The organism is Burkholderia sp. AU31652, assembly GCF_002223155.1.
In the GTDB taxonomy this organism is placed as follows: domain Bacteria; phylum Pseudomonadota; class Gammaproteobacteria; order Burkholderiales; family Burkholderiaceae; genus Burkholderia.
Genome location: NZ_NKFG01000002.1, coordinates 197,134 through 215,895, shown reverse-complemented (window position 1 = coordinate 215,895; position 18,762 = coordinate 197,134). Strand labels below are relative to the sequence as shown.

The 18,762-nt window shown below is 64.0% G+C and carries 20 protein-coding genes; 4 read left to right on the top strand and 16 right to left on the bottom strand.

The annotated features are described in order from the left end of the window. Positions 1 to 27: 27 nt before the first annotated feature. From CFB40_RS02460 to CFB40_RS39465, 7 genes are all read right to left on the bottom strand, one after another. Positions 28 to 405: a hypothetical protein gene (locus tag CFB40_RS02460; protein ID WP_089430547.1), complete on the bottom strand. Its 378-nt coding sequence runs from the start codon at positions 403 to 405 to the stop codon at positions 28 to 30. A 242-nt stretch (positions 406 to 647) separates the two neighbouring features. Continuing rightward, entirely contained in the window at positions 648 to 1,061 is a 414-nt protein-coding gene (locus CFB40_RS02455; protein WP_089430546.1) for a hypothetical protein, read from the bottom strand. 345 nt (positions 1,062 to 1,406) lie between these two features. Next, on the bottom strand, positions 1,407 to 1,550 hold the full coding sequence (locus CFB40_RS38525) for a hypothetical protein (protein ID WP_179255242.1): 144 nt from the start codon (positions 1,548 to 1,550) through the stop codon (positions 1,407 to 1,409). An 88-nt stretch (positions 1,551 to 1,638) separates the two neighbouring features. After that, positions 1,639 to 1,872 carry a transcriptional regulator gene (locus tag CFB40_RS02450; RefSeq protein WP_256976511.1) on the bottom strand — a complete coding sequence of 78 codons (234 nt, stop codon included), beginning with the start codon at positions 1,870 to 1,872 and terminating at the stop codon, positions 1,639 to 1,641. A gap of 193 nt (positions 1,873 to 2,065) precedes the next feature. Further along, positions 2,066 to 2,653, bottom strand: coding sequence for a recombinase family protein (locus tag CFB40_RS02445; protein ID WP_089430545.1), 588 nt, complete (start codon positions 2,651 to 2,653; stop codon positions 2,066 to 2,068). A 115-nt stretch (positions 2,654 to 2,768) separates the two neighbouring features. After that, positions 2,769 to 3,164, bottom strand: coding sequence for a hypothetical protein (locus tag CFB40_RS02440; RefSeq protein ID WP_089430544.1), 396 nt, complete (start codon positions 3,162 to 3,164; stop codon positions 2,769 to 2,771). 240 nt (positions 3,165 to 3,404) lie between these two features. Continuing rightward, a complete protein-coding gene (locus tag CFB40_RS39465) occupies positions 3,405 to 4,529 on the bottom strand; it encodes a tyrosine-type recombinase/integrase (protein WP_089430543.1) in 1,125 nt (374 codons plus the stop codon). A gap of 161 nt (positions 4,530 to 4,690) precedes the next feature. Here CFB40_RS39465 and ychF point away from each other — a divergent pair, with 161 nt between their 5' ends. Beyond that, on the top strand, positions 4,691 to 5,785 hold the full coding sequence (gene ychF, locus CFB40_RS02430; protein WP_089430542.1) for a redox-regulated ATPase YchF: 1,095 nt from the start codon (positions 4,691 to 4,693) through the stop codon (positions 5,783 to 5,785). 141 nt (positions 5,786 to 5,926) lie between these two features. Here the strand turns inward: ychF and CFB40_RS02425 are convergent, their stop codons facing one another. The 5 genes from CFB40_RS02425 to CFB40_RS02405 all read right to left on the bottom strand — a co-directional run bounded on the left by CFB40_RS02425 (position 5,927) and on the right by CFB40_RS02405 (position 11,785). Beyond that, positions 5,927 to 6,988, bottom strand: coding sequence for a radical SAM protein (locus tag CFB40_RS02425; protein WP_089424388.1), 1,062 nt, complete (start codon positions 6,986 to 6,988; stop codon positions 5,927 to 5,929). Positions 6,989 to 7,027: 39 nt separating this feature from the next. After that, positions 7,028 to 7,930, bottom strand: coding sequence for an alpha/beta hydrolase family protein (locus CFB40_RS02420; RefSeq protein WP_256976508.1), 903 nt, complete (start codon positions 7,928 to 7,930; stop codon positions 7,028 to 7,030). Positions 7,931 to 8,246: 316 nt separating this feature from the next. After that, on the bottom strand, positions 8,247 to 9,638 hold the full coding sequence (gabP, locus tag CFB40_RS02415) for a GABA permease (RefSeq protein ID WP_046544846.1): 1,392 nt from the start codon (positions 9,636 to 9,638) through the stop codon (positions 8,247 to 8,249). Positions 9,639 to 10,054: 416 nt separating this feature from the next. Then, a complete protein-coding gene (locus CFB40_RS02410; RefSeq protein WP_089424387.1) occupies positions 10,055 to 10,399 on the bottom strand; it encodes an MmcQ/YjbR family DNA-binding protein in 345 nt (114 codons plus the stop codon). Between the two features lie 81 nt (positions 10,400 to 10,480). Then, a complete protein-coding gene (locus CFB40_RS02405) occupies positions 10,481 to 11,785 on the bottom strand; it encodes an MFS transporter (protein WP_089430541.1) in 1,305 nt (434 codons plus the stop codon). Between the two features lie 192 nt (positions 11,786 to 11,977). Between CFB40_RS02405 and gcvA the strand changes: the two genes are divergently transcribed. The 3 genes from gcvA (at position 11,978) to ettA (ending at position 15,156) form a co-directional block, all read left to right on the top strand. Next, the gene (gene gcvA / locus CFB40_RS02400) at positions 11,978 to 12,895 is read left to right on the top strand and encodes a transcriptional regulator GcvA (protein ID WP_089430540.1); all 918 of its coding nucleotides are present in this window, start codon (positions 11,978 to 11,980) and stop codon (positions 12,893 to 12,895) included. 80 nt (positions 12,896 to 12,975) lie between these two features. Beyond that, on the top strand, positions 12,976 to 13,284 hold the full coding sequence (locus CFB40_RS02395) for a DUF3761 domain-containing protein (RefSeq protein ID WP_089424385.1): 309 nt from the start codon (positions 12,976 to 12,978) through the stop codon (positions 13,282 to 13,284). Between the two features lie 204 nt (positions 13,285 to 13,488). Then, complete coding sequence (ettA, locus tag CFB40_RS02390; RefSeq protein ID WP_089424384.1) at positions 13,489 to 15,156, top strand: energy-dependent translational throttle protein EttA; 1,668 nt, start codon at positions 13,489 to 13,491, stop codon at positions 15,154 to 15,156. A gap of 138 nt (positions 15,157 to 15,294) precedes the next feature. On the opposite strand, the gene CFB40_RS02385 is transcribed toward ettA, so the two are convergent. Genes CFB40_RS02385 through CFB40_RS02370 form a run of 4 tightly spaced genes read right to left on the bottom strand, consistent with a single transcriptional unit; the run spans position 15,295 to position 18,598 of the window. Continuing rightward, entirely contained in the window at positions 15,295 to 15,918 is a 624-nt protein-coding gene (locus CFB40_RS02385; protein WP_089430539.1) for an HAD family hydrolase, read from the bottom strand. Next, positions 15,915 to 16,466, bottom strand: a complete 552-nt coding sequence (locus CFB40_RS02380; protein WP_089424382.1) for a cysteine hydrolase family protein — start codon at positions 16,464 to 16,466, stop codon at positions 15,915 to 15,917. The genes CFB40_RS02385 and CFB40_RS02380 overlap by 4 nt, the downstream gene beginning before the upstream one ends. Before the next feature lie 44 nt (positions 16,467 to 16,510). Beyond that, positions 16,511 to 18,325, bottom strand: coding sequence for an aminopeptidase P family protein (locus CFB40_RS02375; RefSeq protein WP_089430567.1), 1,815 nt, complete (start codon positions 18,323 to 18,325; stop codon positions 16,511 to 16,513). Positions 18,326 to 18,343: 18 nt separating this feature from the next. Continuing rightward, positions 18,344 to 18,598 carry a hypothetical protein gene (locus CFB40_RS02370; RefSeq protein WP_039352130.1) on the bottom strand — a complete coding sequence of 85 codons (255 nt, stop codon included), beginning with the start codon at positions 18,596 to 18,598 and terminating at the stop codon, positions 18,344 to 18,346. Positions 18,599 to 18,762: the final 164 nt, after the last annotated feature.

Below are 18,762 nucleotides of genomic sequence, written 5' to 3'. Positions count from 1 at the left end.
GTGGTAAGGCCGCTGATAGTCGCCGGTTCACACATGGCGCGGTGCCTCATAGAAGAATCGGAAGCTGCCCGGAGGCCCCTGGTTTGGTGCTGCATCGCCAATGACAAAGCCCAGGCGCTCCAGAAGCTTGTGAGCCTCCGTATTGCCTGAAGCCACGGTGTTGGCCAGCGGCACGTCAGTAACGCGGACGCTATCAAGCCACGCGCGCGCATGCGCCAACAGCTCGCGGGTATGACTTGCAACCGCAGCGGAACAGCGCATCCAAGGGACATTGACCAATGGGTAGCTGACGAGCCCAAACAGGGCCTCAATCTCGCCGTCGATCAGCAGCGCCCAGGACTCAGCCGATGTCCGGACGGATTCGGCCAAGCGCGCTTCCGGCGAACCGGCCCAGGTCAAGGACATCTCAGCGATGTCCGACTGGCGAAGCTTAGGGGCCAGCTCGGTGGCGTCTTCGGGAGTCGCTGGGCGGTACGTGATGCGGCCGGAAGGGGAAACCGGAGGCCAGCCGGATGGAGGTGTGGAGGTAGTCATATGGGGTCCTGAGGTGGGCAGAGGATGGACGCGACCAGCCCTGCCCGGTGGGCATGGAAGCGAGAGGGATGGGATTGAGGAAAGACCCCACGCAGAACACGCGGGGCGAGGGGCTAGATAGCAACTAGTTTGTTGACTTTTTTGGCCGTCTCGATGGTGAGCCGAGCGCGGGGCGCGGGGGAGGTTGACAGGTCAACTTCAGGGGCCGGGGGGGACGGCTCGTCCTTCGAACGGGTGCGGATGGCTGTGGGGTGCGTGTCTCCCGTTTTCCAATTGTTGGAAGACGACCAGTTAGCAGCCAGCCACATCGCATCGGAGCGAACACGGGCATCCATATCGAATCCCATCTCCACGCACCACTTACCGAACTCTTGGTTGCTGGTGTGCTCTTTTCGGCCAACCATCAGCGCCTCACCCACCTCCTTCCAGAGCTGGCGCTGTTCTGCTGCGGTTGCTTTGATTCGGCCCCAGGCCCGCTGTCCGCGAAGGACTACGGCTGAGGTGAGGGGGATGGGTAGGGTGTTCATGGTCGTTTTCAGGTGAGTGGCTGCTGGTTCAAAAAATAGGTGTGCTCAGCCACACGCTTGAACATTCGGGCGGGGCTACTCGCGAGAGTCTGGGTTTAGCCGGTGCTGGTCGTCCCGCCCCTCCAGCACGTAGGGCGAGAGTGAGTTTTTAGCGTGCGGGTTTAACCGTACATATCCTTGCGATGCCCCGCCGGGTATGGGTCAGAGCGTCTTGTAGAGCGAGAGTCGGTGTATAGGCGTGGGAATCAGCCTGTAGCCCTTGCCCAGCTTGGCATCCGGCCGATTGGAAACAAAAAAGCGCCAGCCGTTTCCGGGAGGCGCTTTTGCGATGAACTGCGGAGGTGCTCAGGAGATGTCGAATCCCCAGAAGCCACCATACCCACGGTCAGGGTGAATCCAGGTGAGCTCTCGACGCAGGATGCGGAGATAGAAGGTTCTCTGGTGCAGCTCAATGCTGAAGAATTTGGTGTCGATACTGAAGTCGAACATCTGAACACTCCTGGGAGCAAGTGCGCTTAGCGGGCTGCTTCGCGTCACGGTGATACCATAATACATACGCTGTATGTATCAAGTCAACTCATTTGCGGGCCTTGTATTCCGGATGCTCGCCCAGCTTGATCAGAAGTAACTCCCATGCAGCGAGGGGCATCGGCCGGTGATTCGAGCTACCCTCTGGTGCGCTCCAGGCGTGCCACGCGGTGATCGATGCGTGTACGAGCTGGGCTGCCTCCCCACGCGTTAGGCCGTGCCTCTTGATGGTCTCTCGCAATTGCTCAGGGCTGGGCTTGGTAATTTCGGTCATGGCGTTCATGCTGTTCGTGATGTGGAACCGAAAGTTTACGCGCCGGGGTAAACCGGTGTCACGGAATACCATAGCGAAACATCGGCATTGCCGTTGTTAGATGGGGTAGCGCGCCACCACCCCATGACCCCAAAAGCAAAAGGCCGGGAATCACTCCCCGGCCCCTCTCATCACGTCACGGGCTTGTATGCTTGCCAGTGTGTCAGGCACCGGCTGTAGCCTTCTCCCGAAGCCGCATGATGGTCTGACGGCTGGTCTTAAAGGCCCGCGCCAGGGCTGCTACAGCCTCGCCCTTGGTCAGTCGCTCAGCTACTTCCGCTTGCTGCTCTCTCGTCAGCGCTGAAGGCCTGCCGAACTGTTTCCCCTCAACTCGCGCGCGCTGGATGCCTGCGTTGGTCCGCTCAATCAGCAGGTCCCGTTCAAACTCAGCTACGGCGTTTAGCACCTGCATCGTCATCTTCCCTGCTGCGCTGGTCAGGTCTACCCCGCCCAGGGCAAGACAGTGGACCTTCACCCCCAGCCCCGCCAGAGCCTCCACGGTGGCCCGCACGTCCATCGCATTGCGGCCAAGCCGGTCCAGCTTGGTGACCACCAAGACATCGCCTGACTCCATGCGGTCCACCAAGCGCGTGAAGCCGGGGCGCTCGGAGGCAGCTACAGAGCCGCTAATGGATTCCTCAACGATGCGGCGCTTGTCGATAGCGAACCCTGCCCGCTCAATCTCTAGGCGCTGGTTTTCGGTGGATTGGTCATGGGTGGACACACGGCAGTAAGCGAAGACGCGGGACATAGCGGACACCTGTACGAAAGAGATGTACGAATCTTATGCTATGTCCGAATAGTTTACAAGCACACTTTCGTACATCCCTGACATCCCATGTCCGAAAGGGAACGGTTTTGGATGCTCAAAGTAAGCGGTGCTGCCGCAGCTCTTTCGCAACCGCATCACACCATCCGATCAAGTCATCGGGACATCGCTGAGGGCTGGTTAGAAGCATGTCCTCATAGCAGAGCGCTAGATTGCTGAGGTACGAGAGCCGTTCTGAGTTGACGGTACGCGTCAAGCTACTGGCAGTCATCACGGCAAAGGTGATGATGCTGCGCTGGCGGATAGCGCCAAGTGTTTTAACCGCCCCAGCCGATTGCTGGATCAGGTACAGAGCCGCCCCAAGTCTCTCCTTGAGCGCGCGCCTATCCGGAGCGTGATGAGATACCGCGCCCGCCAACTCTGCTGAAACCAGCAGCGTCGCCACGGCGGCGGTCTCTTGATGTGTGAGCGTGTTACTGACGAACAGTCCCATGGCTTCCCCGGAATCGGCTCTAGTGGCCCGAGGCACCATCCTACCGGACCCGGCCCCATCGTGCCCCTATTGTCGACCTAATGAGATGCGCGCGCCCGCATCAAGGTATCGCGCGGGTTACCTGATGCGCGTCAGAGGGGCTGCGCGTGTGACCTGCGCGCGGGAGGGCCACCGGGGGGAATTTCGCGGCGGGACTTTATCAGATACCCTCTCGGAAATTTCCGAAATTTTATTTGGACCTCATCGAGCACAATTTAGCGCTACCTGAACGGCCGTCAGTGCTCGTACAACGTCACGCGCTGCGAGACTCACATAGTGCCGATGCAGTACATCACCACGCTTCGGCGCATGTCCTAGGATTCGCCTGAGTACCGCATCTCCGATCCCCAAGCGAGCCCCCACACTGGCCAGCAGTTTCCGTAAGTCGTGCAGCGTGAATGTGGGAGCGCCGGTCCGCTCTGCCATCTCTGTTACGTGATCCGCTGAGACCCCATCAAACAGCATTGCGCCCGGCTCCAGCCCATCACAGCGGGTCTCCAGAATCTCCCTCATGAGCTCCGTTATCGGCAACGTGTGAGGCTTCCTCCCTTTGGTCTCGGGGATGTTGAGAACCCCTGCAACCAGATCCACGTCCTGCCGCTTGATCCCGGTCCCTTCATTCTTGCGAAGTCCAGTCAGCAGCATTAATCGTAAATAGTCCCGCTGGCGCTCGGGGAGCGTGGCCACGGCCTTATGCCAAAGCGGTAGGTCCCCCTCAGTCAACTTCCTCACCCTGGCCTCTGGACGCCCCGGTAACAAGCCAGCAGCCCCCAGCCTGACAAACGGGCTCTCGATGGTCACCCCATAAACCGCTCCTAGGTAGCTGGCGATTGACCCGATAATCGCGCGCCCCAGGTCCACCAGCGCCGCCCCCTTGCTCCGAGCGAACTTATGACAGTGATCCCCAAAGGCTGACTCACGCAGAGCGGAGACAGGCCTATCAAGCCACTCGTGGAAGTGGGTTCGTAGGAGCGACTCATACCGGGTCAGGCTGGACGGCTTCACCTTCTTCGCCCTCGCGTACTCCCCCAGCGCCTGCCGTAGGGTTGGCGATTGGACCCGTACCGCTGCTGCCGAGTATTCACCAGCACGGCACTTGCGAAGAATCGGAAGCGCCAGCTCACGGGCCTCAGCAACGGTAATCAGCGGCCACCGTCCCAGCGTCACCCTGACCTGCTGCCCTCGAACACTGGTCGCCACGCAGAAGGTCTGCACCCGCCTTCCGACTCGGACGCACAGTCCGCACAAAACTTTGTCTCTCAAGATGGTCCCAGGCTTACCCGCCTGCCTGCCAAGAAGCACGTCCGAAAGCGTTACAATTGACATTTTCGTGGGCAAAACTCGTACAAAATCGTTGGCGTAACGCCCAGATTTCTGTCCTTTGTCCCGTCCCCGGATTCGTCCAGCGGTTGCTACGCATGCCCCTACAGGAGCGCTTGAGGCAACTCACGGGACAGCCGTAACCTACTGAATTTCCGAAGGATTCCATGAGTCTCAAATGCGGCATCGTCGGCTTGCCCAACGTCGGCAAGTCCACCCTGTTCAATGCGCTGACCAAGGCCGGCATCGCCGCCGAGAACTACCCGTTCTGCACGATCGAGCCGAACGTCGGCATCGTCGAAGTGCCCGATACGCGCCTGAAGGCGCTCTCCGAGATCGTCAAGCCGGAGCGGGTCGTGCCGGCCGTCGTCGAATTCGTCGATATCGCAGGCCTCGTCGCGGGCGCGAGCAAGGGTGAAGGCCTCGGCAACCAGTTCCTCGCGAACATCCGCGAAACCGACGCGATCACGCACGTCGTGCGCTGCTTCGAGGACGAGAACGTCATTCACGTCGCCGGCAAGGTCAGCCCGATCGACGACATCGAAGTGATCAACACCGAGCTCGCGCTCGCCGACCTCGGCACCGTCGAGAAGGCGCTCACGCGCTATTCGAAGGCGGCGAAGTCGGGCAACGACAAGGAAGCGGCGAAGCTCGTCGCGGTGCTCGAAAAAGTGCGCGCGCAGCTCGACCAGGGCAAGGCCGTGCGCGGCCTCGAATTGTCGGACGACGAAGAGGCGCTGATCAAGCCGTTCTGCCTGATCACCGCGAAGCCGGCGATGTACGTGGCCAACGTGAAGGACGACGGTTTCGAGAACAACCCGCACCTCGACGCGGTCCGCAAGTACGCGGAAAGCGAGAATGCGCCGGTGGTCGCCGTGTGTGCGGCGATCGAGGCGGAAATCGCCGATCTCGACGACGCGGACAAGGAAGCGTTCCTCGCCGACATGGGCATGGAAGAGCCGGGCCTCGACCGCGTGATCCGCGCGGGGTTCAAGCTGCTCGGCCTGCAGACCTACTTCACCGCGGGCGTGAAGGAAGTGCGCGCGTGGACGATCCATATCGGCGACACGGCCCCTCAAGCGGCCGGCGTGATCCACACCGACTTCGAGCGCGGCTTCATCCGCGCGCAGACGATCGCATTCGACGACTTCGTCACGTACAAGGGCGAGCAAGGCGCGAAGGAAGCCGGCAAGATGCGCGCGGAAGGGAAGGAATATGTCGTGCACGACGGCGACGTGATGAACTTCCTGTTCAACGTCTGAGCGTTGCGTTATCGCTTCAGTGAAAAGCCCGCTTTGTGCGGGCTTTTTTCTTTTCGGCGCACCGGTTACGTCACGACCGGCGTTGGCCGTCCGATTTCGATCCGGCTATGCATGGCGGCATGGTGACCACCCAGTGCCGCCTCATTGCATTGCGCAATTCGACGTACGCGCCATACGGTTGCGCGGATGGTATTTCGACCAGACAAACTGACTGAAATAGCTTTCAGCAACCTCCGTCCATGTCCGAAGTCCGTCGTCTTCCTGCAGTACATGCCTCGCGTTAACCAGCAACCAGGAAATCACGGCCTGGCTGTCACGGCACTTCGCACATTCTCCTGATGTACAACAGCGCGCAAGCGAGACAAAGTCGGCACGATATGCATTGAACCTGGGCAGCGAGGGCCACCCCGATGCGAACCGATCCACGTTTTGCGGATGATCCTCGCTAACGCTCGGACAACTCGCACCATTGAATGCTCCCCAAGCTGTCTCGCCCCTCATCAGGGCCGCCAGATAATAGGGATGGCTTGCGACGGTTTCAGGGTATTTCACCTTTAAGTCGAGCAACACGTCCAGCAATCTCTCCTCGCCTCGCCTGCGTAACGGTCCGTCAACGTCGTAGGGGCTGTAGTAATTGAACAGCAAGCGATTCCCGTTATCTCGAATTTTACGCACCGTTTCCTCGATGTACGCGATACCGTCAATCGTCACTGCGTAGACAAAACCCGCACGTTCGTCGTCGCGATAGTTTGCCAGTGCCTTGTCAAACAAGCCGGTGAAGCGTTTTCCGTTCGGACCGATCGCACGCAATTCATCGTCGAGTGGCCCGCCGCCAAATACGGAGATCGCGATGGTGATGTCCTCGAATCCTTCATACGGGATTTTTCGAAGTCCATTCGTCGACACTGACACTTTCGGCATGTATTTCCGGAACATCCGTATCCGATCGAGGTGCAATGCAGGCTCGCCGCCAATCAATAGCGGCGCGTTGATCCCGCGCGCAGCTTCCTCCCTCACACGCTGCTCAAGGCGAATCGCATCGCTCAACTCTTGCGATGCCGTATCGAATTCGTTCTCGAAAAACCAGCAGCCCTTGCAACGTAGGTTGCATTGATTCGTGAGATGGTAAAGCGACGCGCGCGTCTCCTTCGCCTCATTTCTGACGGCCTTGAAGCGCAATTTCATTTCAATTGAATCATCCATCGTGGTCTCCTGATGCGAGGATGCAAACGACGCGCTCCGTCAGCGCAGCAACCCTCTGGTGAGTTCCGGCCACAGCGACGAATGCTCGCGGCGGAACATGCCGACGTGGCCAATTGCTCGGCCGTCGGGATTTTCTGGATGGATGAAGTGAACGTCGGACTTGGCTCTCGGCAACAGGCGCAGCCAGTCTGCAATATTGGCCGGCGTGGCAAGCGGGTCGTCGGTTGCGGCCACAACGGTGACGGGAGCGATAAATTCGTCGTAGTAGTGGCGTGCCACCCCTACTCCGAATTCGTTCGCCACATATCCCGGCCGACGGCACCATCGGGCCCACTGAAGTCCGACGCACGGCGGCAGATCATCACCCCAACCGAGTACCCTGGCCGGAACGTAACCGAGCAATCGAACGGAAATCGGCACGTACATATGCGCAAGCAGCAAGGCCGCGAAACGCTTTGGCCAGCGAATGTTGCCGACATACCCGGAAGACGCCGAGATGGCGCATAGCGAACGAATGGATGCGTGATTCGGCATCAGGCCGACCAGTTGTGCGCCTGCGCTATGCCCGATCAAATGTGCGCCGCGCACACCGGTTTCGCCAAGAAGCCAGTCGAGCGCCGCAGGCATGTCGAACTGCCCCCAGTCCTGTTTCCGCGCTCGGGACTGGCGGACGTGCTCCGTATCAAGCGACGCGCCGATTCCCCGATAGTCGAATACAAACGTCGAGTGGCCCTCTTTGCGTAGCCAGTCTGCAAACGGGAAATAAAAGGATTGCCGGATTCCTGTCGCAGGGCAGATGAGCACGGGGGAACGATCACCCTCGGCCGCCGGGAAATAGGTTCCCTTGAGCTGGAATCCGTCGCGGGCGGAGAAAGCTATGCCGACGCGAGCAGTCGAACGCTCAGTCATTGTTTCGACCTCGATACAGTCGACGAACGACAAGGCGTATCGATCGCGCAATTGGATATCAGGCTCTGCCCGATAATGCCGACCATCAACAAAGGAGGCCAAATTGATTTGCCCATCGATTCACCTCGGTAATCGAAGCAATCAATGTACGAGCATGTCTGTGTTGATGAAATCAGACGAGTTCGATTATTACGCGCTAGTTTCGTCTTGCTTCTTGCCCCCTCACACAAGATCGCGGTCCACATTTTCCGCCGCATTGGATAATGCCAAAAGCAAATGGCCCGACCGGCAAACGCCGATCGGGCCATTTTTCGTGACGCGGGCTTTCCGCCCGCCACACTTCACGCCATCACGTCGCCGACACGCGCCGCCCTTCGCTCGCCTGCGCGTCGCGACCACGCTTGTTCAGCCACGACGCCAACAACACGATCAACGCGAGTACAGCCGTCGCCCCCACTTCCATCCGGTGATCCTCGCTCACGAGCATCACGGTCAGCGTGCCGCAGATGAACAGGATCACCGCCCACGTGAGCCACGGGAACAACCACATCCGCAGCGTCAGGTCCGCGCCGGTCGATTCGAGCGTCTTGCGCATCCGCAGCTGCGAGATCGCGATCACGAGATACACGAGCAGCGCGATCGCGCCCGACGTCGCCAGCAGGAAGCCGAACACCTGCTCTGGCATCAGGTAGTTCGCGATCACGGTCACGAAACCGAACGCGGTCGACGCGAGCACGGCCGCGCGCGGCGTGCCGGTCGAATCGGTGCGGTGGAGGAACGCGGGCGCATCCTTGCGCTTGGACAGCGAGAACAGCATTCGCGACGCGGTGTACAGCGCCGAGTTCAGGCAGCTCGCGACCGACACCAGCACGATCACGTCGATGATCGCCTTCGCGTTCGGGACGCCGATCAGCTCCATCGCGCGCTGATACGAGCCGTGCTTCGGCAGCAGCGGGTCGTTCCACGGCACGATGGCCGCGACGACGAGAATCGAGCCGAGATAGAACAGCGTGATACGCCAGATCACCGAATTCGTCGCACGCACGATCTGGCGTTGCGGGTTGTCCGATTCGGCGGCCGCGATCGTCACGATCTCGGTGCCGAGGAACGAGAACATCGTCGTCAGCATCGCCGCGAGCACGGCGCCAGCGCCGTGCGGCATGAAGCCGTCATGCACGAACAGGTTCGACACGCCCGATACGGCCGGCGCCGGGATGATGCCGACGATCGCCGCCCCGCCGATGCACAGGAACACGACGATCGCGACAACCTTGATCAGCGCGAACCAGAATTCGAATTCGCCGTAGTTCTTGACCGAGAAGAGGTTGGTCACCGTCAGCACCAGCGTGATGCCGAGCGCGAAGACCCAGGTTGCAACGCCAGGAAACCATGCATTGAGGATGGTCGCGGCGGCAGTCGCCTCGATCGGGATCACGAGCACCCAGAACCACCAGTACAGCCAGCCGATCGAGAAACCGGCCCAGTGGCCGATCGCGCGATCGGCATAGGTGGAGAACGAACCGCTGTCCGGATGGGCGACTGCCATCTCGCCGAGCATGCGCATCACGAGCACGACCAGCACCCCTGCGATCGCATACGCAAGGATCGACGCCGGGCCGGCTTCCGCGATGGCGTGGCCGGAGCCGACGAACAGGCCCGCGCCGATCACGCCGGCAATCGACATCATCGTCACGTGCCGCTGCTTCAGGCCCGTACCAAGGCCTGTGTTGCTTCCACTCATCTGTCTCTCTCCAAAAAACGGTTCCGGTATGGCCGGGTATCGCGTGAAGGCAGCAACGGGGGATTGTCGTTCTTGAGCCGGGCCGGATGCGGCGCCTGCATGGGTGCAGGCGCGCAGCCGGATCGGGGGCCGTTCCGGAACGGGTCGCGACGCAGTCTGCGAAGCTGCGGGTGCGATGCGGCACACGGGGCGCCGGCGCATCGCGTGCGCCCTTTCCGTCGGCTTTCGTCAGCTGCCTTCGAAGCGAAGGAGTGTAAGCACCAAACGGTTCTTCACTAAGAACCAATTGAAGAATTTCGATGGAACCACTTGTTGCATCGACATCGATCGATGCAACGCTTGTACCGTCCGTGGCGACTCGCGAGCGCCGAAAGCACCTGGCGACACCGGGTCAGCCAGTCGCAACCGGCGGCGCGTCAGTGCGTGCCGTTCGCCATCTCGTCACGCCATTTGGCGGGGACGACGGCCTGCCATTCTCGCAGAAGCAGGTTTTTCACGGCGTCCGGATGGGCCGCCGACAGTCGCACCAGCACGATCGGCCAGCCGACGTAGTGATCCGTCACGTAATACACGTCGGGTTCCGATTCGATCAGCCACGCGCGCTCGTCGGGGCCGACGCCTTTTACGACGAGCGTGTCGCCGTCCTCGCGCAGCCGCGCGAGCATCTTGCCCTTCACCTTGAGTGCGGGCGTGCCGTATGACGTGCCTTCCTCGACGCCGCGCCAAGCCAGTGCGATCTGCCGAACTTCGTCGAATGTCACGGGGCCTCCCGGCTGGATGCCTTCGGTTCACGATCCGGCCACCGTACCGGAATTCGCGAAGCCGTGCCGTGGGAAGTGCGCTTATCCGCGCGCCGCATGTGCGGCCGTCGACGCGCCCCCCGTCGTCGCGACGATCGCGAACGCGATCGCATTCGCGGCGGCACTGGCCAGGATCGGCACGAGATAGCCGCCTCCCGCGTCGTAGATGAAGCCGGCCGCGGTCGGCCCGATCAGCGTGCCGAATGCGACGCTGGTATAGAGCACGCCGATGATCCCGCTCACGTTGCGGCCGCCGAAATAGTCCATCACCACCGCCGGCAGCACCGCGACCCAGCCGCCGTAGAACACGCCGAAGACGAGTGCGAACGCGGCAAGCGTGGCGACGGTGCCGGCGCCGGCCCATGCGACGAGCGCGACGGCCATGCCCGCGAACATCGCGAGCAGCGAGGTGCGGCGGCCGAAGCGGTCGGCGAGGCCGCCGAGGAAGAAGCGGCCGGCCGTGCTGCCGACGCCGATCGCGCCGAGCAGCAGCACGGCCGTCGATGACGAGACGCGATGATCGAGCGCGTACGGCACGAGATGAACGAACGGGACGAACACGCCGAACGAGCAGATGAGGCATGCCGCGTAGAGGCTCGCGAACGAGCGCGACGTGACGGCTTCGCGCACCGTCGCGCCGGCAGCCGGCTTGCGACTAGCGGCCGCACCGGACACCGAAGGCCCCGCATCGCGCGCGGTGGCCTTCGCGCCGCCGCCCTCGACGGGCTCATGCGCCGCCTCTCCGTCCGGCAGCAGCCCCCGCCCGCGCGGATCGTTTTCGATCAGCAACGCCATCCCCGCGCCGATCACGACCGCGATCACGGCCAGCGTGAAATACGCGCCGCGCCAGCCGACGTGCGCGATCAGCGCGGACGCGAGCGGCGGCATCACCAGCGTGCCGACGCCGATCCCGGCGACCGCGAGCCCCGACGCGAAGCCGCGCCGGCGCACGAACCATCGCTGCACGGCGCCGACAGCCGGCACGTACGCGCAGCCGACGCCGAGACCGACACCGAGCCCGTACGCGACGTAGACCTGCACCAGCGTATGCGCGGCGCCGGCAGCCGCGAGCCCGATGCCCGCCAGCAACATCCCGGCGACGGCGAGCCGCCGCGAGCCGAAGCGGTCGGCCAGCGGCCCGCTGACGATGCCGAAACCGAAATACAGGAAGCCGGCGAGCGAAAACACGAGCGAGATCTGCCCGCGCGACGCGGCAAAATCCCGCTGCAGCGACTCGACGAAGGCGCTGAACGTGTATGCGCTGCCGAAACCGACGAACGTGACGGCAAACGCGGCCGCCACCACGTACCAGCCGTAGAAAACGCGCGATGCGCCCGGGCGGTTCATGACGATGCTCCTCTCAGGTTCCCCGGCCGCCGGTCGGCGTCCGGATTGCCTCTTGGATATAGTTGAACTATGTTGATCGCATCGGCTGCCGACAGGCAGTCGCGCAGCATGCGATCCGATGCGTCAACGGTACTCGCGCATATGCATCGTCTCAAACGATATTTCGTCGGACTTTCGATTTAGAAAAACTGAATGAACCGTTCCCGCTTGCCGCCTCTCAACCCGCTGCGCGCATTCGAAGCGGCCGCCCGCCACCTGTCGGTGAAGGCGGCCGCCGAGGAGCTGTCGGTCACGCCCGGCGCGGTAAGCCAGATGATCCGCACGCTCGAGACGCATCTCGGCGTACAGCTGTTCGAGCGCGTCAACCGCGGCATCCTGCTCACGGCCGCCGGCCGCGACTACCTGCCGCCGGTGCGCAACGCGTTCCGGCAGATCGCCGATGCGTCGCAGCGCGTGTCGGGTGCGGCCGACAGCGGCGTGCTAACGGTGAGCGTCACGCCGTTCTTCGCATCCGCGTGGCTCGTCCCGCGCCTCGCGCAGTTCCGGGAGGCTTGCCCGGACGTCGACCTGCAGGTCGTCACGAGCCATGCACTGGCGGACTTCTCGCGCGACGGCGTCGACGTCGCGATCCGTCATGGCCTCGGGCGCTACATCGGGCTGTGCAGCGAGCGCCTGCTGACGGTGGAGATCGTCGCGCTCGCATCGCCCGAACTCGTCGCGCGGCTCGGCATGCCGGCGACGCCGGCCGAGCTCGTCGGCTGGCCGCAGTTGCACGACGCCGAGCGCAAGGGCTGGCGCATCTGGTTCGGCGCGCAGCGGATCGACGATTTTGGCCCGCCGCGCGGCCCCGCGTTCGACGACTCGGGCCTGTTGCTGCAGGCGATCGTCGCCGGCCAGGGCGCCGGGCTGCTGCCGGCCGCGATGGTGCGCGGCGAGCTGGCAAGCGGCCGGCTCGTGCAGCTCGCCGACGTCGCGTGGCTCGACGATTTCGCGTACTACCTCGTCTATCCGCCGCATCACGCGGAACGGCCAAAGGTTGCCGCCTTTCGCCGATGGATCCTCGACGCCGCACTGGCCGACGGTGCGGCATCGATGTCCGGCGCGGCGTAGCGCCCTGCGTCACGGCGCGCTTCCTCTGCCGATCGGCTAACATGCGGCCCGGCACCGATAACAATAGACCGAGAGAGACCATGCCCGCCCTGCTCCGCCGCGCGACACGCGTCGCGACGCTGTCCGCCGCATTTTTCGTCGCGTGCGCCGCGCTGCCCCTTCCGGCACACGCGTATCGCGCACCGACCGGCTACAGCAACGAAGCCGATCTCGACCGCCACGACACGTATCGCAACCGCGACGGCGAAACCGTGCACGCCCCCGCGCATTCGAAGTCGGGCCGCGTGCCCGACGGTGCGAGCGCGCGCTGCCGCGACGGCACGTACAGCTTCAGCCGTCACCGCCGCGGCACGTGCTCGGGGCACGGCGGCGTCGCCGCGTGGCTGTAGCCTCGGCCGAATGGCCAATCCGGACCGCTGCAGCACTCCGCCGCTGTCAGCGACACTCGGCGGCGAAGTACAATAGCCGCTCGCGCCGCCCACACGCGGCGACGCCGCCGCGCCTCGCGCGGCACGCTCCGTACCGAATCACCCGACGCCGCCACGCCCACGCGCTGCGCGGCAGTCTCAACCACTTCTGACTTTCACACCGAAATGGCCCAATACGTTTTCACGATGAACCGGGTCGGCAAGATCGTGCCGCCCAAGCGCCAGATCCTGAAGGACATCTCGCTGTCGTTCTTTCCCGGCGCGAAGATCGGCGTGCTCGGCCTGAACGGCTCGGGCAAGTCGACGCTGATCCGCATCATGGCGGGCGTCGACAAGGACATCGAAGGCGAAGCCACGCCGATGCCGAACCTGAACATCGGCTACCTGCCGCAGGAGCCGCAGCTCGACCCGACGAAGACGGTGCGCGAAGCCGTCGAGGAAGGCCTCGGCGACCTGTTCCAGGCCAACAAGAAACTCGAGGAAATCTACGCGGCGTACGCAGAGCCGGACGCCGACTTCGACGCGCTCGCAGCCGAGCAGGCGAAGTACGAAGCGATCCTCGCGTCGAGCGACGGCGGCAGCCCCGAGCAGCAGCTCGAAGTGGCCGCCGACGCACTGCGCCTGCCGTCGTGGGACGCCAAGATCGAACACCTGTCGGGCGGTGAAAAGCGCCGCGTCGCGCTGTGCAAGCTGCTGCTCGAAAAACCCGACATGCTGCTGCTCGACGAGCCGACCAACCACCTCGACGCGGAATCGGTCGACTGGCTCGAGCAGTTCCTGGTGCGCTTCCCGGGCACCGTCGTCGCGGTCACCCACGATCGCTACTTCCTCGACAACGCGGCCGAGTGGATTCTCGAACTCGACCGCGGCCACGGCATTCCGTGGAAGGGCAACTACAGCAGCTGGCTCGACCAGAAGGAAGAGCGCCTGAAGCAGGAAGAAGCGTCGGAATCGGCGCGCCAGAAGGCGATCAAGAAGGAACTGGAGTGGGTGCGCCAGAACCCGAAGGGCCGCCAGGCGAAGTCGAAGGCGCGTATCGCGCGCTTCGAGGAGCTGAGCAGCCAGGAATACCAGAAGCGCAACGAAACGCAGGAAATCTTCATTCCGGCCGGCGAACGCCTCGGCAATGAAGTGATCGAGTTCAAGAACGTCAGCAAGTCGTTCGGCGACCGTCTGCTGATCGACAATCTGAGCTTCAAGATCCCGGCCGGCGCGATCGTCGGCATCATCGGCCCGAACGGCGCCGGCAAGTCGACGCTGTTCAAGATGCTGACCGGCAAGGAACAGCCGGATTCGGGCGAAGTCGTGATGGGGCCGACCGTGAAGCTCGCGTACGTCGACCAGAGCCGCGACGCGCTCGACGGCACGAAGACGGTGTTCGAGGAAATCTCGGGCGGCGCCGACGTGCTGACGGTGGGCAAGTACGAAACGCCGTCGCGTGCGTACATCGGCCGCTTCAACTTCAAGGGCGGCGACCAGCAGAAGATCGTCGGCAACCTGTCCGGCGGTGAACGCGGCCGCCTGCACCTCGCAAAGACGCTGATCTCGGGCGGCAACGTGCTGCTGCTGGACGAACCGTCGAACGACCTCGACGTCGAAACGCTGCGCGCGCTGGAAGACGCGCTGCTCGAATTCGCGGGCTCGGTGATGGTGATCTCGCACGATCGCTGGTTCCTCGACCGGATCGCGACGCACATCCTCGCGTTCGAAGGCGATTCGCAGGTCACGTTCTTCGACGGCAACTACCAGGAGTACGAAGCCGACAAGCGTGCACGCCTCGGCGAGGAAGCCGCGAAGCCGAAGCGCCTGCGCTACAAGCCGATCAGCCGCTGACCGGCACGGCACGGGTGCCCGGCGCCGCGGCAACGCGGGGCCGGTCGCCGAGGGGGGGCCGCTTCAGGAAGCGTGACAACAAAAAAGCGGGCCGCTGGCCCGCTTTTTTTATCCGATGGCGGGCTGCTCGCCCGCCGCTTACGCGAGCGCGCCCAGTTCGCGCAGCCGCGCCTCGGTCGTCGCCGCACTCGTGTGATGAATGCCGTGCCAGCCGAGCGCCGTCGCGGCCGCGGCGTTCTTCGCGTTGTCGTCGATGAATACGAGTTCGTGCGACGCGATGCCCGGCAGGTGCGGTTCGATCCGCGCATGCATCTCGCGGTAGATCGCCGGATCGGGCTTCACGAGCTTCACACGACCCGACACGACGATCTCCTTGAAACGCCGCAGCACCGGGAAGTTGTCCCACGCATACGGAAACGTCTGCGCGGACCAGTTCGTCAGGCCGAACAGCGGCATCCCCTGCGCTTCAAGTCGATCGACGAGCGCGGCGCCCTCTTCGAGCACGCCGCCGATCATTTCGTGCCAGCGCGCGTAGAACGCGCGGATCAGCGCCTCGTGCTCCGGAAACTTCGCGACGAGCTCGGCCGTGCCTTCCTCGATCGTCTGCCCGCCGTCCTGGCGGATCACCCAGTCCATCGCGCACACATGCGTGAGAAACCAGCGACGCTCCGCGTCGTCGGGAATCAACTCCCGGTAAAGGTACTCGGGGCTCCAGTCGATCAGCACGCCGCCGAAATCGAACACCACGGCCTTGATCGTCATGCGAACTCCGTCGAAAGGACGTCCGCGAGCGGACGCGGCGTCACCGGGTTACCCGACAGCGAATTGCTTTGCCATACGAAGTGATGGTGCGCGACGATCTGCGCGGCCGACAGGTGCGTGCGCTCGTTCGTCGTGTGCAGATCGGACACGACCGTCGTCCGGTAGCCGAGCAGCGCCGCGCGGCGCGCGGCCGAATCGACGCAGAACTCGGTCGCATAACCGCAGATCAGCACCGAACGGATGCCGTGGCGGTCGAGTTGCGCCGCGAGCGGCGTGTCGTGAAACGAATCGCTCACCTGCTTGCGCACACGCCAGTCGTCGTTCCCGACAACCAGCCCCGCATGCAGCTCCCAACCCGGCGTGCCGGGCACGATGTCGTCGTCCGCATCGCCGTCGTGCTGCACGAAGCACACGGGCGCGTTCGCCGCACGCGCCGCCGCCGTCAGCCGGTTGATGCCCGATACCACATCGTCGAGCCGGTAAGCGGGCCGCGCCCGCTCCACCAGCCCGCGCTGCATGTCGACCACGATCACTGCGGTGTCCGCCATTGCCTGCCCTCGGTTGTGTCGTTCGGCCGTTATCGCGTGTCGTGTCAGATCGGCTGCGTGCGCGCGTCGAGCCACGCCTTCGCATCGCCGCTCAGGTGCCGGCCGACACGCTCGCGCACCGTCGCGTGATACGTGTTCAGCCATGCGCGCTCGTCGTCGTGCAGCATCTCGATCAGCACGCAGCGCGTGTCGATCGGGCACAGCGTCAGCGTCTCGAATGCGAGGAAATCGCCGAATTCCGTCTGCCCGGCCGCGCGGTTCACGACCAGGTTCTCGATCCGGATGCCCCACTGGCCGGGTCGATACACGCCCGGCTCGATCGACGTGATCATGCCCTCTTCCATCGCCGTGTGCGGCTCGGCCGGCGCGTAGTGCGAGATCACCTGCGGGCCTTCGTGCACGTTCAGGAAGTAGCCGACGCCATGCCCCGTGCCGTGGCCGTAGTCGAGCCCGGCCGCCCACATCGGTGCGCGCGCGATCGCGTCGAGCATCGGCGAGCGGATGCCGCGCGGGAAGCGTGCGCGCGACAGCGCCATCATCGACTTCAGCACGATCGTGAAATCGCGCCGCTGCAGGTCGCTGAGGGTGCCGACCGGCACGACACGCGTGATGTCGGTCGTGCCCGTCACGTACTGGCCGCCCGAATCGATCAGCAGCAGGCCGTCGCCGGCGATCGTCGCGTGCGACGCCGGCGTCGCGTGGTAGTGCGGCATCGCGCCGTTCGCGTTGAAGCCCGCAATCGTCGCGAAGCTCGCCGACACATAGCCGGGGCGCCGGGCGCGGGCGGCCGTGAGCTTTTCCTCGATCGTCAGCTCGGTGATCGTCTCGCGGTTCACCGCCTGCTCGAACCACGTGAAGAATTCCGCGAGCGCGGCGCCGTCGTGTTCCATCGTCACGCGCACGTGCTCGATCTCGGCGGACGTCTTGCGCGACTTCGCGAACGTCGACGGATTCACGGCCTCGACGAGCTTCACGCCGGCCGGCACGGCCTGGAGCGTGCCGAACGTCACGCGGCGCGGGTCGATCAGCAGCGTCGCGCCGTCCGGCAGCGACGCGAGCGCGGCGCGCGCGGCGTCGTAGGCGCGCACGTCGACACCATCCTTCGCGAGCGACGCGGCCAGCGCCGGCGACACCTTGCCGTCGGCGACGAACAACGTCGCGCGATCAGCGCCGATCATTGCGTGCGCAACGAATACGGGATTGAAGTTGACGTCGGCGCCGCGCAGGTTGAACAGCCATGCGAGATCGTCGAGCGTCGACACGAAATGCCATTGCGCACCCTGCGCGTCCATCGCGCGGCGCACTTCGGCCAGCTTGCTCGCGCGCGTCGTATCGGCCTGCGGCGCCGCGTGCTCGAACACCGCATCGCCGGGCAGCCCCGGCCGCTCGGGCCAGATCGCGTCGAGCAGGTCGAGATCGGTGCGCAGCGCGATGCCGCGTGCGTTCAGCGCGCCCGTCAGCCCGCGTGCGGCCGCGACACCCAGCACGGCGCCGTCGACGCCGACCGTCGCCCCTGCCGCCACGTTCTGCGCGAGCCAGTCGACGTGCGGCGCGCTCTGCTGCCCGCCCGTCATCTTCATCAGTTGCACGCCCGTGCCGGCCAGTTCGGCATCGGCCTGTACCCAGTAGCGGCTGTCGACCCACAACCCCGCGAAATCCGCGGTCACGACCAGCGTGCCGACCGAGCCCGTGAAGCCGGACAGCCAGCGACGAGCCTGCCAGCGCTCCGGCAGATACTCGGACAGATGGGGATCGGCGGACGGCACGAGATAGGCGGCCAGGTCCTCGCGGGCCATGGCGCCACGCAGCAGCGCGAGGCGGGCCGGCACCGGCGAGACTTCGGGAAGACGGGCATTCATGATTTCACCTGAGAACATTCAGCGACGGGCCGACAGCGTAACCGTCACGGCTACGACGAGGAACGCGACACCGGTGCAGACCGGCCATTCGAGCGTCTCGCCATCGTAAAACAGTCCCGAGAGATTGCCGGCCATGCGGGCCGCGCCCGCGCCGACGATGCCGGCGAGCACCGCGATCCACCATGCCGGCCGGCCCGTGCGCCGCATCGGGTGCAGCCATCGGCCGAACAGCCCGACGGCCGCTCCCAGGACAAGGATTCCAAACCAGTTCATTCGACGCCTTCTATAAATTCAGATTCGTCCCATAGGCGTGAACGTTGCCAGCGGCTAGCATCGATTCATCCATCGAACCCGAGACCAGCCGGGTGCCGCCAACATTCGAGTGTAGGGGCCGACTCGACGTTATGGCAAGCGCGCGCCGGCTGCCGTATTGAAGA

Excerpts from the sequence above, each read along its gene's own strand:
- CFB40_RS02460 (WP_089430547.1), bottom strand. The coding sequence starts at position 405 with ATGTCCTTGACCTGGGCCGGTTCGCCGGAAGCGCGCTTGGCCGAATCC.
- CFB40_RS02455 (WP_089430546.1), bottom strand. The coding sequence starts at position 1,061 with ATGAACACCCTACCCATCCCCCTCACCTCAGCCGTAGTCCTTCGCGGA.
- CFB40_RS38525 (WP_179255242.1), bottom strand. The coding sequence starts at position 1,550 with ATGTTCGACTTCAGTATCGACACCAAATTCTTCAGCATTGAGCTGCAC.
- CFB40_RS02450 (WP_256976511.1), bottom strand. The coding sequence starts at position 1,872 with ATGAACGCCATGACCGAAATTACCAAGCCCAGCCCTGAGCAATTGCGA.
- CFB40_RS02445 (WP_089430545.1), bottom strand. The coding sequence starts at position 2,653 with ATGTCCCGCGTCTTCGCTTACTGCCGTGTGTCCACCCATGACCAATCC.
- CFB40_RS02440 (WP_089430544.1), bottom strand. The coding sequence starts at position 3,164 with ATGGGACTGTTCGTCAGTAACACGCTCACACATCAAGAGACCGCCGCC.
- CFB40_RS39465 (WP_089430543.1), bottom strand. The coding sequence starts at position 4,529 with ATGTCAATTGTAACGCTTTCGGACGTGCTTCTTGGCAGGCAGGCGGGT.
- ychF (WP_089430542.1), top strand. The coding sequence starts at position 4,691 with ATGAGTCTCAAATGCGGCATCGTCGGCTTGCCCAACGTCGGCAAGTCC.
- CFB40_RS02425 (WP_089424388.1), bottom strand. The coding sequence starts at position 6,988 with ATGGATGATTCAATTGAAATGAAATTGCGCTTCAAGGCCGTCAGAAAT.
- gabP (WP_046544846.1), bottom strand. The coding sequence starts at position 9,638 with ATGAGTGGAAGCAACACAGGCCTTGGTACGGGCCTGAAGCAGCGGCAC.
- CFB40_RS02405 (WP_089430541.1), bottom strand. The coding sequence starts at position 11,785 with ATGAACCGCCCGGGCGCATCGCGCGTTTTCTACGGCTGGTACGTGGTG.
- gcvA (WP_089430540.1), top strand. The coding sequence starts at position 11,978 with ATGAACCGTTCCCGCTTGCCGCCTCTCAACCCGCTGCGCGCATTCGAA.
- CFB40_RS02395 (WP_089424385.1), top strand. The coding sequence starts at position 12,976 with ATGCCCGCCCTGCTCCGCCGCGCGACACGCGTCGCGACGCTGTCCGCC.
- ettA (WP_089424384.1), top strand. The coding sequence starts at position 13,489 with ATGGCCCAATACGTTTTCACGATGAACCGGGTCGGCAAGATCGTGCCG.
- CFB40_RS02385 (WP_089430539.1), bottom strand. The coding sequence starts at position 15,918 with ATGACGATCAAGGCCGTGGTGTTCGATTTCGGCGGCGTGCTGATCGAC.
- CFB40_RS02380 (WP_089424382.1), bottom strand. The coding sequence starts at position 16,466 with ATGGCGGACACCGCAGTGATCGTGGTCGACATGCAGCGCGGGCTGGTG.
- CFB40_RS02375 (WP_089430567.1), bottom strand. The coding sequence starts at position 18,325 with ATGAATGCCCGTCTTCCCGAAGTCTCGCCGGTGCCGGCCCGCCTCGCG.
- CFB40_RS02370 (WP_039352130.1), bottom strand. The coding sequence starts at position 18,598 with ATGAACTGGTTTGGAATCCTTGTCCTGGGAGCGGCCGTCGGGCTGTTC.